Consider the following 14,218-nt stretch of genomic DNA (forward strand, 5'->3'; position numbering starts at 1 on the left):
AAGGCATAAGTAGGAAAAAGTGAGAGATTTGAATATGCGTACAGTCATCGGGTCCTTGACCGCACTTGTCATTACCATGATCGTGGCCACCGCATCATGGGCGCAATCCTATCAAATCCAACCGGGTGATGCGCTGCAGGTTGAAGTTCTCGAAGACCCCACCCTGAATCGGACCATTCTGGTTCTGCCGGACGGGTCCATCAACTTTCCGCTTGCCGGCTCGGTCCGTGCGGCCGGTCAGTCGACCAGCGGATTAAGCGCGTCGCTCTCATCGGCGTTGGCCTCGAATTTCAATACGCCGCCGACAGTCTTTATTTCAGTGGCGTCGCTGGCTCCGCCGCCGCTTCTGGGCGGACAGGCCGCATCCGGACCAACCATCGATGTTTTCATCATGGGTGAGGTCAATGTGCCCGGCAAGCATCTGGCAACCGAAGGCACAACAATTCTCCAGGTTTTGGCTCAGGCCGGTGGCCTGACCAATTTCGCGGCTCGCAAGCGCATCGAATTGCGCCGGGCTGACAGTAAAACAGGCGTGATGAGAAAATACACCTATAACTACAAAGGCTCGGGCGGTGGCATCCAAGGCAATACAGTGCTTAGACCCGGAGACGTTGTTGTCGTACCAGCACGCCGCTTGTTCGAATAGGGGCTGATACAGGTGGGGAAATCCAGGAGCAGGCTGTCCACCATTCTGGGGGGCGGGATCGCTGTCATAAGTTCGTTTACACCAGCTGTCGGGCAGCAGGCCTCGACACAGCAAACGACTGCGCAGCAAACACAAACCTCGACACAGCAAACATCCGTGCAGCAGACAACCGTCGCACCGACGGTTGTGCAGCAGACACCCAGCCAGCAACTGATCGCACAACGGGCACAGCGAAACCCGGCCCGAAGGGTCGGCCTGCCGACCGGTCAGCAGATTGGGACCGGGACCGGCCTGAGTGTGACCCTGGATTATCTCTCGTCGCTCAGACATGACAGCAATCTTCGCCTGACCGATCCTTCGCTTGGGTCCACGACCTGGTGGGAGAATACGCTGGCATTGGGTATTCTGAAGCAGACCTCGGATTCGAGATTGGCTCTTGACCTTTCCGGACTGTACCGGATCGCCAATGAGCCGATTATCGGGACGGATTCCAGCTTTGCGGACCCGTCTGCCCGCCTGTCGTATCAGCGGTCGCGCCAGAACAGCCAGCTTGACCTGCTATTGGATTACCGCGAACAGGATCTGGCTTTTAATCGTTCACTGACCGACACCAATCTGGATGGCAGAATTGATGCCGCCGATGTGACCGGAACCATCGGGGATCAGGTCAACTCCTTGGGCAACCTGAATTGGCAAACCGGCCTGAATGATCCAATCGGGTTCCAATTCATCTACAGCTATAGCGAACGCACTTATACAAACACAATCGATCCGAACCTGTTCGACAACAAGTCAAGCAATTACACGGCGATCACGACATTGCGGGTGTCACCGGTTTTTCAGGCCAACTTGCGTCTCGGCTACACTGATTTCTCTGCAGAAGACAACGTGCGAACCGATGAGCAAACAACGGTTGTGACAGTTGGCGGAACCTATGACGTATCCCCTGTCACCACCGTCAGTGCGAATATCGGTTACAGTCAGGTGGATGACACGCAGCGCACAACCAATACCAACACCGTAACCGAGGATTTCGTCTGGGATTTCGCATGGAGCAAAACCCTGCCAGACGGCTCGGCGGATTTTCAGATTGACCAGACATTCGGGGTTAATGGGTCACGGATAAACGCAACGGCCGGCCGCAGTTTTCAGCGCGCCAACGGCGTGTTGAGCTTCAACGTGGGCCTGACCAGAGGACCATTCGACGAAGTCACACCGATCGGGCAGCTCGACTACAGCTATCAGCTGGCCAGTTCCCGGATCGGGGCAACGGTGCAACGCCGGGTCGGCACCAGTACGCAGAGCATAGAAACACGCGAAACACTGGTGTTTCTGACATATGACTATTTCATCAACCCGGTATCGGGGCTGTCTTTCAGTATCGATTACATCGACCAGGAAGACGAGGGAACCGGTCAACCCAACCCGCGCCAGCGCGGTACGTTCAGTGCGTCCTATACACGGGCGGTCACGAAAGACTGGGCCGTAAACGTGGGGTACCAATATGAAATGGACGATCAGAACGGCTTTAAGGCAACTTCAAACTCGGTCTTTCTGACTTTGGGCCGGCGCTTTTCTCTCAAACCCTGACGTTCATTCACGCGGTTCATGATATCGACAATCAGGACATCCCGCGCCCAATGTCCCGAAAACGGATCAAAATAGCGGGAGCTTGAGCCGTCATAATTTCAGGCCGCACCTTATTGTGCATGATGGACCGTGATGCATCACCTCGATTCGAAAAACAGCCGCAGTAATATCCTTGAAGCGGCCAGAAGAGGCTTGCCGGTCATGAACACCGTCGGGCTGTTCTGGTTTGTCCTGCTGCTGCTTGGATCGGTACCCGTCTTCTGGATCGGGATCGTGTCTCTGGGCGCCGCCTGGAGCACCCCCGAATACAGCCATGGCCCGCTGATCCCGATCATCTCGCTGTATCTGTTCCTGCGTGAATTGCGGGATATGCCGCCCCCCAACCCGGTTGTGCATGATCGCTGGCCGGGCGTGCTTGTGATTGCCGTGGCCCTGATCATCGCCATTCTGGGCAACCTGGCCCGTATTCCCGATATCGTCACCTATGCCATGATCATCTGGGTGGGCGGCGTCATGCTGACCGTGTTCGGCTGGCAACGGGGCAAATACCACCAGCTGCCCGTGCTGCATCTGGTGTTCATGCTGCCGCTGCCGCAGTTCGTCTATTGGAAGCTCACGATCTTCCTGCAATGGATTTCGTCCGAGCTGGGCGTCTGGTTCGTGCAGATGGCCGGTGTTTCGGTTTTCATCGAAGGCAACATCATCGATCTGGGGGTCTACAAACTGCAGGTGGCCGAGGCCTGTTCCGGGCTGCGCTATCTGTTCCCGATCCTGAGCTTCTCGTATCTCTTTGCCCTGCTTTACCGTGGCCCGATCTGGCACAAGGTGGTTTTGCTGGTTTCGGCGGCCCCTCTGACCGTGCTGATGAACTCGATCCGCATTGGCGTGATCGGCGTGCTGGTCAATCAGCACGGCATCGAGCAGGCTGAAGGCTTCATGCATTTCTTTGAAGGCTGGATCATCTTCCTGCTCTGCGTCGCCATTCTGTTCTTGATGGCCATCGGCTTGCAGCGCCTGGCGCCGAATCCGCAACCCTTTGCCGAGACCATTGATCTGGATACCCAGGGGCTGGGTTCTGTTGCCTTGCGTATCTTTGGCATTCGCGCATCGGTGGCGCTGGCGGTTGCGGCCCTTCTGACGCTTGCGGTTTCAACCGCCTGGACTCTGCGGCCCGCTTCCGAAGTGCGGCCTGTGGAACGTGACCCGTTTGTTCTCTATCCACGGCAGCTTGGCCCCTGGTCCGGGTCGCCCACCACGTTGGATCCACAGGTTGAACAGGTTCTGGGGGCCAGCGATTACCTCAATGCCACCTATATCAATACCGGATCGGGCGACTTCGTGAACATGTTCGTGGCCTTTTACGACAAGCAGACCGACGGCGACGGCATCCATTCGCCCGAAGTGTGCCTGCCGGTGGGCGGCTGGGAAATCTTCAGCCTTGAACCTTATGAGATCAACCCGGGCAACACGCCTTATGGCAGCTTTACGGTCAACCGCGCCGTGATCCAGAAAGAGCTGTCAAAACAGCTGGTCTATTACTGGTTCGAGCAGCGCGGCAAGCGTATGGTCAATGATTTCCGCGCCAAGATGAGCGTCATTCAGGACGGCTTCACCATGGGGCGCACCGATGGCGCTCTGGTCCGGTTTGTGACCCCCATCCTGCCCGGTGAAACCGAAGCGGATGCGGATGCAAGGTTGCAACGTTTCATGGAGCCAAGCCTGAACCGCCTGCCCCGCTTTGTACCGTTTTGAGGAGGGACCGGACAACACGCAATCAGAGCATTCCCCGCAACACCGTGTGTCGTAAAACAGGGCACGCCGATTCAAATGATTGCGGCACGACAAAAAATGCATGATGACGTGCTTCTGACAGTAAGGGATCAGGTTTTTAGTTTTTAAGTGTATGGTTAGAAATGTGCCCGCGGCAGAAATGAATATTGCTCCTCAAAGCCGTTCTTTGCGTCCAGTTCTGGCGCTGACCCTCTTGGTCAGCCTTGTTCCGCTCTGCGTGACGCCAATTCTTCCGCTGACGGATTTCTATGCCCATATCGCACGCTACTACATTCTGGCCAGACTGCCGGATTTTGACGTATTGCAGGAAAACTACGAAGCCGCCTGGCAACTGCTGCCCAATCTCGGGCTGGATGTTCTGGGCACAGGCATCATGAAAGTGCTGCCCCCGCTTTTGGGTGCCAAGCTGATCGCCGGTCTGATCATTGCGGCCCCGTTCGCGGGTATTCTGTATCTGTCACGTGTTCTGCACGGTCACCTCCCGGTGCTCAGCGTGCTGCTGGCCGGTCTGGTCGCGTATAACCACATCCTGATCTGGGGTTTTTCGAATTTTCTGCTTGGGTTGGGGGTTCTGCTGGGCGCAACCGGCTATTGGATTGCGGCACAGAACCGCCCCGTCCGGCAACTGGCTGTCACGGCCTGTCTGGGGCTGATCCTGTTTTTCATTCACGGGCTGGCCTTTGCGTTGTGGGGCCTGCTACTGAGTATGGTCGAGCTGTCCCTCGCCCTATCATCGGGCAACATGGGCCCCCGTGTACTGATCCGCAGGGCCGCCCGACTGGCCCTGATCGCCGTTGCGCCGGCTTTATTGTTCATCCAGACAAAAACTGCAGGAGGCGGAGTCATCACGCCAGTGACCAACCTTCTGGCTCATGCCGAGCAAGGCACCTTATGGCGTCGGCTGGGCACCGAAGCCTATCTGAGAATGGATGGCATTCTGCGTGTTGCCGACTCGACATGGCGCAATTTTGACTGGGGCTTTGGCCTGGTTCTATGGGGCCTTCTGATCGGTGGCCTTTTGGCCGGGATATTGCAGATCGACAGGCGTATGAAACTTGCCGCAGCGGTGTGCGGGGTGCTGGTCCTGCTCATGCCCCCGAACCTGTTCGGTGTCGGACATCTGAGCGAACGTATTCCGCTTTTGATGTTGGCGCTTTTGGCGGCAAGCCTGTCCCTGAACCCCGACGCTAAACCTATTTCACGCCGGGCTGCCGTTGCGTCGATCGCCGGGCTGCTTCTGGTGCGGAACCTGATGCTGACCGTTGGATGGTATCAGGATGGCAAGATCTACAGCGCATATCTTGATGCGCTGAGCCGCCACGATACGCGTACCCTGGGGGCCGGGGTTTATATTGAAGACGCCCGGGACGCATGGGTCTTCAAGCCCAGTTGCAGGCCCCTGTCCTTTCTCATGATTTTCAACGGCACCGCCGTTCCAACCTTTGCCAACCCCACCCAACAACCGCTGCGCATCACCGGAGCGCTCACCCATGTGCAAAGCACAGTTCAGAAAATCGTGTTGGAGGCCAATCACACGCTGCCATCGGCCTTGAATGCATTGTCGAACGCCAAAGCCGATACAATCGTGACATGTTCCACGGAATCGTTTCCGCCACAGGTTCAGGGTTTCGAGATACTTGCAGCAACTGAACCGTGGATATTGTATCAAAGGATAACTTCCAAATAATTGCGGACCCATATGTTTATGCCACCAACCCAGAGGACTCGCGGATGAAAGACCAGGATGCGCATGCTGCCTCGGGCGATCCTGCGCGCTGCTATATCGCGGACCGGGCAGACGGGCGGGACAACAATTTCAACCTGATCCGGATTCTTGCCGCCAGCGGCGTGCTTGTATCGCACGCCTATCCGCTCAGTTGGGGTGGCGCGGTTGGTCAACCGTTTGAAACTGCTCTTCACGGGCTGTCCCTGGGCATGGTGTGCGTATGGATCTTCTTCGCCATTTCAGGATTCTTCATCACACGCAGCTTCGATAGAAAACGGTCTGCCAGTTCATTTCTGATCGCCCGCGCGCTGCGTCTGTTTCCGGCACTTGCGGTCGTGACAGGGATTACCCTTCTGGTTGCCGGGTTCATACTGACACAGGCCCCTGCATCCGTTTTCTGGGCGCAGGCCGGGGAATTTTTTGTGCGCAACATGTTGCTGTTCAAGATTCAATACGTGTTGCCCGGCGTGTTTGAATCCAACCCTTACGGCCCGGCAGTCAACGGCTCACTCTGGTCACTGTCTTACGAGGTCACCTGCTATATCGGTGTATTGATCTGCGGCATCCTCGGCATTCTGGGTCGGAAGAAAATCTTTGCGGTTGTTACCCTGCTGTTCCTAGTCGTCTATGCGGTGGCCATGGTGACCGATCTGAACCCGCGCATCGAGCAGCTCACCCGGCTTGGCCTCCCCTTTCTCACGGGGATGGTCTTTTATATCTGGCGCCAGCACATCCCGCTGTCCCCGATCCTCTTCATCACGGCAACGGCGCTGTCCATTGTGGCCTGGTTCACACCGCTGTTTCTGCCGGTATTTGCCGTCTGCCTGTCATATATGGTGTTTTTCTTGGGTTACGCGAAAACGCCTCTGCTGCTGCACTACAACAAGCTGGGCGACTATTCCTACGGGGTCTACATTTATGCCTTTCCCATCCAGCAGTTGGTGGCGCAGGCCGGGGTCACCACCCCCATCGTCAACATGGCCATATCATTTCCACTAACGATGATCTGCGCGATGCTGTCATGGCATTATGTTGAGGCCCCAGCCATGCAATTGCGGCACCGGAAGGCTCAAAAGCCCCTGAAGACGAAACAAGCTGCTGAATAGCAGACCTTACCCCTTCCAGATCCGCTGATACGCCGCGATTAGCGCGGGCACCTGATGCGGCCAAGCCATCTCGGACTCGACCCGGGCACGCCCATAGCGGCCCATGGCGGCGCGACGTTCGTCATCGGCCAGCAAGTCGGTGATCTTGTCGGCCATATCCACCGGATCGTTGGCCTTGGCGTAAAGCGAGGCCTCCTGCGCCGAGAACCGCCCTTCGGTCACGTCGAACTGAACGATGGGTTTTTCGAAGGCCATGTATTCGAGGATCTTGTTCATGGTGGATTTGTCGTTCATCTCGTTCACCCGATCCGGGTTCACGCAGACATCGGCGGTTGACAGGATCTCGAACAGATCCCGATCCGGGGCACGGCCGGTGAAGGTGACATAGTCCGACAGGCCCATTTCAGCAGATTGTTCACGCAGCTTGTCCAGGCTGGGACCCCCGCCCACAAGGCAGAACTGGATATCGTCGCGGCCCTGAACCTTGACCAGATGCGCCACGGATTCCAGCAGCAGGTCGATCCCTTCCTGATCACCCATGACGCCGACATAACCCACCATGTATTTCCGCCCGTTGCGCCAGGCCGGGTTCGGCGGCAGGTGCTGCAGCCGACTCAGATCAGGGCCGGACCGGACGATAAACACATCCTCGGGCGCCATGCCGCCGCGTTCGATGGCGATCTTGCGATAGCTTTCATTGGTGGCAATCGACACCCGGGCCGAGGCGAAGGTCAGCCGCTCGAACGTCTTCATCAGCTTCCAGAAAAAGCCGCGCTTGTCGAACTTGGCCTCGTAAAGCTCGGGGTTGATGTCGTGGTGATCGAACAGATAGCGCACGCCAAACAGCTTGAAGGGCAGCGCCACCAGAAAGATCAGATCGGGCGGGTTGCAGCCATGGATGACGTGAAAGCCGCGGGTGAATTTGATCTTCAGCGACAGCCAGCTTTCCCAGAACAGCGCCGCGCCATATTCCAGTAGATACCCCAGCGCCCCGCTGGCATCCAGCGGCAGCGGGTGGCGATAGACCTTGATGCCTTCATCTTCCCACACGCGTTCCTCATGGCCCTTGCCGGTGGGGCAGATGACCGAGACCAACGCGCCGGCCGCGGCCAGCGTGCGCGCCTCCATCCAGACGCGGCGGTCAAAGGGGACGGGGAGGTTTTCCACCACGATCAGAACCTTGAGGCCCTTCAGGGGCTGGCTCTGGCGCAGCTCTTCGAACGAAATCGGCTGAACGGCGGGCACAGGGCTAGTCATATTCATAGGTTCTTACCACCTCTGCATCACCCAGGTTCAGATCATTCACGATCCGGTTTGAACCGACCACCAGATCCCAGGGCCCGGCCTCGGCCGTGGCGCGGTCCACCAGCAGGCTGCCCACGTTGGGCAGGTGGGTAAAGGCATAACCAAGGTTCTGCCCCCGCAGATCGGCCGGTTTGATCGCAGGATCATAGACCGACAGCTGATAGCCCGCCTGCAACAGCCGCCGGGCGATATCGACATTGGGGCTTTCCCGCAGATCATCGGTTCCGGCCTTGAAGGCCAGCCCGGCCATCAGCACCCGGCCCCCTTCGGGCAGCCGCGCCATGATATCCTGCGCCTGATAGGTTTTATGCGCCTGATTGGTCTGCAACAGGCTGTCGATCAGATGGGTATGCGCCCCCACCTCACCGGCAATATGCTGCAACGCACGCACATCCTTGGGCAGGCACGAGCCCCCGAACGCGCCCCCCGGGCGGGTGTAATAGGCCGAGATGTTCAGCTTGGTGTCCGAGACGAAAATCTCGTGCATGGTTTTGGCCGACACGCCCATGCTGTGACAGATGCGGCCTACCTCATTGGCAAAGGCCACCTTGGTCGCGTGCCAGGTGTTGTCGACGAATTTGGTGATCTCGGCCTCTTCAAAGGCGGTATAGAACACCGGCGCGTCCAGGCCTTCGTGCATTTCGTCCATCACCGCCGAGCGGTTGCCATCGGCCGTGCCGACAACGATCTTGGGCGGGTTGAAGAAATCATCCACCGCCGAAGCCTCGCGCAGGAATTCGGGGTTATAGACAATCTCGATCGCCTGACCCATCCGATCGCCCAGATAGCTGTGAAAGATCGGCTCAATCAGCTGGCGCACCGTGCCCGGCCGGAAGGTGGACCGATAGGCCACGGTCAGCGGTCGCGCGCGGTCGGGCGAGACGGCTTTGGCAATCTGCCGCGTCACCTCGGCCACGAAATTCATGTTGTGCGAGCCGTCAGTGGAACTGGGCGTGCCGACGCAAACGATGGCCAGATCCACATCCGACAGGTCGGGGATTTCAACCGTGGCGCGGATCAGGTTCTTGCCCAATGCCTCGGTCAGCAGCTCGGCCACCTTGGGTTCCTTGATCGGAGGCTGCCCGGCATTGATTTCCGAGACCTTGTCGGCATTCACATCGACGCCGATCACCTCATGCCCCTCACGGGTCAGACAGCATGCTGCCGTGAACCCCACATAACCCAGACCAAAAATCGCAATCTTCATACCATTACACCGTTTTGAACCCCGGCTTCCGGGCACTGGCCGCCACCGGACACATATCAGGCATCACATACTTGACGCGCTTGCCCATGAGGAGCCTGATCTGAGACACTGGGCCAGAAATTCTCCTTGAAACAGCAGATAACTTTCGGACACTAGACCCGCAGGTATCACCGAGTATGAAACAACCTTCTGACATTGAAAGAAAATCATGTGATTTCGACATAAAAAAGCGCGGTTTTCCTTGAGTAACAGCGACCCCGCCCAATTGCCAGAACGGCACTTCTCTATCCGGTTGGAATACTTGAGAGAGGAGATAAAAAGGAAACACTAACCCGTTATTCTGTTGTTTGTTTTGAATGTGGAAAGACAAAGCTGTTGAAGCCTTCGCCTAAATCCGAACCGACCGGTGCCGCAGTCCCGCGCGGCTCACCCCTTGTCGTCGGGGCCGCAGCACTGTTTGCGTCGGGTGTTTTCAGCCAGATTCTTGGCCTGCTGACACTTATCGTCACTGCCCGCCTGCTGACCCCGACGGATTTCGGTGTAATCGCCTATTTCGTCATCGCAGTGGCCTTGCTTGAAATCGCGCAGCGGGCGATTTCCATGACCCTGATCCGGCAACCCGAGGTAACCGAAGCGCACCTCAATACAGTTTTCACGATGCAGCTGCTGCTGGGTACTTCCGCCGCTGGTCTGATCTGGATCAGTGCACCCCTGATGGGGTTTCTGGGCTTGCCTGCCCTGACCGAGCTGATACCCGCCTTATGTCTGATCGCCATCGTCAGTTCACTCAAAAGCACACGGTTTCCCTTGCTGGAAAGGGATCTCAGGTTTGGATTCGTGGCTGGTGAAGAAGCCATCAGCCGCATCACATATACGTTGTTCGCAGTATGCCTTGCCTGGTTCTGGCGCGATTTCTGGGCCATTGTGGCAGCCAATTTCCTGACCCAGGTCGCACGCGTCATCTGGTCCTTTTCCGTCGCGCCGATGCGGCCCCGGCTGACGCTCAGATGCTGGCATGACTGTATCGACGTATCATCATGGTCACTGGGCGCACAGATCACGCAATTCCTGACGACCAACATGCCGCAAATCATTATCGGAGCCACGTTGGGGCTGGCGGATGCGGGTATTTTCAGAATCGGCTTTCGCCTTGTGTCACTGTTCACCAGCCAGGTCATCGGGCCACTTGAGCGGGTGATCTATCCCGGGCTCGCCAGCATCTCCAGAACTCAGGGCAACGACCGCGAAGCCTTTGAACAGGCCAATGCCATTCTGCTGGGCATCATCATTCCCGTCAGTGTCGGAATGGCGCTGGTTGCAAATCACCTGATCGTCGTAGTGGCCGGATATGAATGGCTGGCAGCCTCTCAGGTCATCTGGGTGCTCGCCCCGCTCAAGGCTATTGAAACGCTACAGGCCAATGTCCGTTCGGCAAGCTATGTGCAGGGCGACACGAAACGGCTGTTCCTGCGCAACAGTATCCTGCTGGTCGTAACAACCATACTGGTGCTGCTGGGATCCAACTATGGATTTGTGGGCGCGATCCTCGGATCCGGCGCAGCCAGCCTGTTCGCGATTGGCCTGGCGCTGGTCATGGCCAAGGATTTTGGAACCGGAGGGCTTCTTACACCCATTCTCATGGCCTGGCGCACCTTCGCCGCGGCCATCGCAATGGTCACCGCGGTTCTCATCGTCAGCAGCGCCTATGGCAGTGGCGACGCAATCGGCTGGGCTTACGATTCAGCCGAAGACCTGCCCCTGCTGCGCATCCGCTTTGCCGTCAAGGTCATCGTCGGCGTGTTCACCTATATCGCGACCCACCTGTTGCTTTGGCAGCTGTCAGGGCGCCCAAAGGGGTTTGAAAGCCTGACGCTCGAACTCGCATCGAAACTGCGCAACAGGATTGTCGCCAGGGTGTCCTGAGTCACACTCACCCCTGCAATGCCCGCTTCAGTTCCGAGACGATGTAATCGACATGCGCCTCGGAAAGATACTGGTGCAGCGGCAGTGACACGGCGTCATTCTTAAGCGCCATCGCTTCGGCCTGTCCGGTCCAGTCGAGATTACGGTTGAATCCCGCCCACCAAGGTGTTGCCCCGATCCCGCCGTGTTGCAAAGCCTGCACGACACGGTCGCGCTCCTCCACCAACACCGGCATGTTCAGCGGGCAGGTGTCGACCGTCAGCTCGGGCACAAGCATGCGCACACCCGCGACATCAGTCAGAAGTTCACGGTACCTTTCCCAGTTTGCCCGGCGCGTTGCGATGGCCTCGGATACGGAAAACGCCCGCAAGGGGCGGGCCGCAAACGCGCTCATACGGGTGCTGCGCAGAGCCGGATCAAAGTAGTAATGGCTTGGAATATCTTCCAGTTCTCTCTCAGGGCACATGTCCACGGGGATTTGTTCGCCGCCCCGCAACGCCTGCACCAGCCCTTTCAGGCGCGCTGTACCAAGTACATTGCCCAGCCCGGCCCGCAGCAGCATCTTGGTGACCATCTTGCGGGGGGGCGGGCGTGTAAACGGATGCTCAGCATGCAGATCCGGCGCGTTGATCACCAAGGCGCCGCCGCCCAAAACCGGAACAAACTTGTAAAAACAGAAGACCGAAACGTCACCCACCCGGCCTTCGGCGGGGGTCTGACCACTCAGCAGGCTCAGCGCGCAATCTTCGATCAACCGCAACCCGTGCCGGTCACACAGCGCCCGCAGCCCGGTCAGTGAGGGTTGGATCACGCCGAAGTAATGCGTCACGTAAATCGCCCGCGTGCGCTCCGTGATAAGCGGTGCAATGCGATCCGGATCAGCCAGTAAATTGTCCGAGACAGGATACAGCCGGACCGAAAGACCCGCGTCGATCAGCGGATCAACCTCTGAGCCGCAATTATAGGCTGGCACCAAAACCTCGTCCCCGGGCTGCAAGGCCAAAAGATCACAGGCCGCCCGGATCGCCACGCGGGTATTGAAACTCCAGAAAACCGGGCGTTTCCGAAACAGGGCCGTATATCCGCCTGCCGGGTCCCGGCGAAACAGATTGGCAAACTGCATGGGCGGGTCGCCGCAATAAAGCGCGGTCTCATGTGTGTCGCTGCTCATGCCACCCCCGCATTTCAGTACTGCCGCCAAGTCCGATGATGTGTCAGGCGGTATTCATTGCAGTGCCCAACCGGTGAAAACCCCGTTTTCAGGATATTGAGCCTGGAAGGTAAATTGTAATCCCGGCAATTGGTATAAAACCCGTCGATTCCCGCGGATATTTTGTTGGCAACAATCGTGTCCCAAAGCCGGCCCTGCAAATTTCTGCCGCGGTATTCTGGCAGGACATAAACATGCCAGAACAGCTCTTCTGTGTCGGTGAGGGGCACAAAGAAATCGCGGCTATGCGCGGCATCCCTAACCCAGGCCACCGCCTGGATGCGCCCCTCTTCCGTCAGCACCCAAAGCTGCCACCCGGCGTCCAGCCATTCCAGCATTCCCCAGTCATGCGCCGCCTCAGGGTCCGTCAGGCTGGCCAGTTCGTCACTGGTAAGGTCTTCGCGTGATCGAATTTCCCGCACCTGTTGCACGTCCTGCCCGGCTTGTGAGTGGGCAGCGCAACTGGTCGCACCAAGCCGGAATACCAGATGGCGTTTGCGCACAAAGCTGTCCATCAGGGCCAGCCAAAGCTGCCGGACAAGAACAACCGGCCCACGTCGCGCGGCCCCCCGGATCAGTTGCAATTTGCCTTTCTTGGCCAGATTCATACTTCGCCTTACCAATCGTTCAGGGACCTAACCCGCCGCTGCCCTCTTGAGCTTTTTCAACTGCCCCCGGATCAGATCACGCGCATTTCCCGTCAGGTACACAGACCGGTTCAACACCTTTTCACGTGCTGAAATCCGCTGCACGACACGCGGATTGAACTCTGACTTGTACTTGTGAATGTTGAACTTCTTCTCGCCCGAAACCGGTACGTGATAGCCCTCGACATCCAAGGTGCTACAGCCCTTGCCCTTGGCCCATCTCATGGCCTCCAACCACAAGGCCGGGGCGATACGCAGATTGCCCGCCGCCCGCAGATGATCCGGCTCGGTGGTGAAATGCCGGCCGTGCACAATGTCCCTGCTGCGATACACCAAAAGCCCGGCAAGAAAGGCCTCTTGCTGCCAGGCCATGATCACGGTGCCAATCTCATCGGGCCGCAATACATCTTCAAACATCGCCTCATAGGCGGGAAAGCTCAGCTCGGGCAGCCTGCGCGAAACGCGCAACCGGTTCATGCTCTCGAGAAAAATGCGGAACTCTTCCGGGGTCTGCGCGCTTCGGAACGTCACGCCCTGCCGTTCGGCGCGTCTGACCTCGCGACGGGCGCTTTTGGAAAACGCCGCCATGATCTCTTCGCTCGTGACCGATATGTCGACCCATCCGGTTTCACGAAACTGATCTTCTTCAGCCACGCGCCAACCCGCACAAGACAGCGCGGCATCCAGTGTGTCGGCCTCTTCTTCGGTCCAGAACGGGGTGACAGTCAGGCTGCCGACCCTTGAAAACCCCGGCTGTCGGCACAGGCCGTCCAGAAACGTCACCATGTCGGCGGCATCGTCGCAAACCGGGCCGCTCAGGCAGTGGGCCCGGGCCCAGGCGCCGGGCAGATACGGGTGCGGTTCAAGCGAGATCAGAGCGACACCCACAAGCGCCCCATCCCGGCGCGCCGAGGCATAAATCACCTTGCGATTCAACCTTTGTTCCGAATTCGTAAACAACGGAGATTGCCGCGGATGCTGATGCCGGGCCGCATTCAGAAACGTCATCCATTCGGCATTCCGGTCTGCGGTCAGGGTTTCAGTGCATTCAATCGCAACACTATCTT

Annotated in this window: 11 protein-coding genes; 6 read left to right on the top strand and 5 right to left on the bottom strand. The window is 58.0% G+C overall.

Translation table 11 applies throughout. From position 1 onward, the window contains the following. Positions 1-34: 34 nt before the first annotated feature. From GOW04_RS20410 to GOW04_RS20430, 5 genes are all read left to right on the top strand, one after another. Positions 35-646, top strand: coding sequence for a polysaccharide biosynthesis/export family protein (locus GOW04_RS20410; RefSeq protein ID WP_171233831.1), 612 nt, complete (start codon positions 35-37; stop codon positions 644-646). 156 nt (positions 647-802) lie between these two features. After that, complete coding sequence (locus GOW04_RS20415; RefSeq protein WP_171233832.1) at positions 803-2,236, top strand: hypothetical protein; 1,434 nt, start codon at positions 803-805, stop codon at positions 2,234-2,236. Positions 2,237-2,437: 201 nt separating this feature from the next. After that, positions 2,438-3,988, top strand: coding sequence for a VPLPA-CTERM-specific exosortase XrtD (gene xrtD, locus GOW04_RS20420; RefSeq protein ID WP_254430218.1), 1,551 nt, complete (start codon positions 2,438-2,440; stop codon positions 3,986-3,988). Positions 3,989-4,166: 178 nt separating this feature from the next. Next, on the top strand, positions 4,167-5,714 hold the full coding sequence (locus GOW04_RS20425; RefSeq protein WP_171233834.1) for a hypothetical protein: 1,548 nt from the start codon (positions 4,167-4,169) through the stop codon (positions 5,712-5,714). A 44-nt stretch (positions 5,715-5,758) separates the two neighbouring features. Then, the gene (locus GOW04_RS20430) at positions 5,759-6,859 is read left to right on the top strand and encodes an acyltransferase (protein WP_171233835.1); all 1,101 of its coding nucleotides are present in this window, start codon (positions 5,759-5,761) and stop codon (positions 6,857-6,859) included. 6 nt (positions 6,860-6,865) lie between these two features. Here the strand turns inward: GOW04_RS20430 and GOW04_RS20435 are convergent, their stop codons facing one another. Both GOW04_RS20435 and GOW04_RS20440 read right to left on the bottom strand, forming a co-directional pair. Next, entirely contained in the window at positions 6,866-8,122 is a 1,257-nt protein-coding gene (locus GOW04_RS20435) for a glycosyltransferase family 4 protein (protein WP_254430219.1), read from the bottom strand. Continuing rightward, the gene (locus GOW04_RS20440) at positions 8,109-9,371 is read right to left on the bottom strand and encodes a nucleotide sugar dehydrogenase (protein WP_171206929.1); all 1,263 of its coding nucleotides are present in this window, start codon (positions 9,369-9,371) and stop codon (positions 8,109-8,111) included. Before GOW04_RS20440 ends, GOW04_RS20435 begins: the two co-directional genes overlap by 14 nt. A gap of 375 nt (positions 9,372-9,746) precedes the next feature. On the opposite strand from GOW04_RS20440, the gene GOW04_RS20445 reads away from it, so the two are divergent. After that, entirely contained in the window at positions 9,747-11,294 is a 1,548-nt protein-coding gene (locus GOW04_RS20445) for an oligosaccharide flippase family protein (RefSeq protein WP_171120482.1), read from the top strand. A gap of 7 nt (positions 11,295-11,301) precedes the next feature. Here the strand turns inward: GOW04_RS20445 and GOW04_RS20450 are convergent, their stop codons facing one another. Genes GOW04_RS20450 through GOW04_RS20460 form a run of 3 tightly spaced genes read right to left on the bottom strand, consistent with a single transcriptional unit; the run spans position 11,302 to position 14,159 of the window. Then, complete coding sequence (locus GOW04_RS20450; RefSeq protein WP_171233836.1) at positions 11,302-12,465, bottom strand: DegT/DnrJ/EryC1/StrS family aminotransferase; 1,164 nt, start codon at positions 12,463-12,465, stop codon at positions 11,302-11,304. Positions 12,466-12,479: 14 nt separating this feature from the next. Further along, positions 12,480-13,088: a hypothetical protein gene (locus GOW04_RS20455; RefSeq protein WP_171233837.1), complete on the bottom strand. Its 609-nt coding sequence runs from the start codon at positions 13,086-13,088 to the stop codon at positions 12,480-12,482. Positions 13,089-13,139: 51 nt separating this feature from the next. Beyond that, positions 13,140-14,159, bottom strand: a complete 1,020-nt coding sequence (locus tag GOW04_RS20460; protein ID WP_171233838.1) for a GNAT family N-acetyltransferase — start codon at positions 14,157-14,159, stop codon at positions 13,140-13,142. Positions 14,160-14,218: the final 59 nt, after the last annotated feature.

Source organism: Ruegeria sp. HKCCA4812, assembly GCF_013034245.1.
GTDB lineage: Bacteria > Pseudomonadota > Alphaproteobacteria > Rhodobacterales > Rhodobacteraceae > Ruegeria.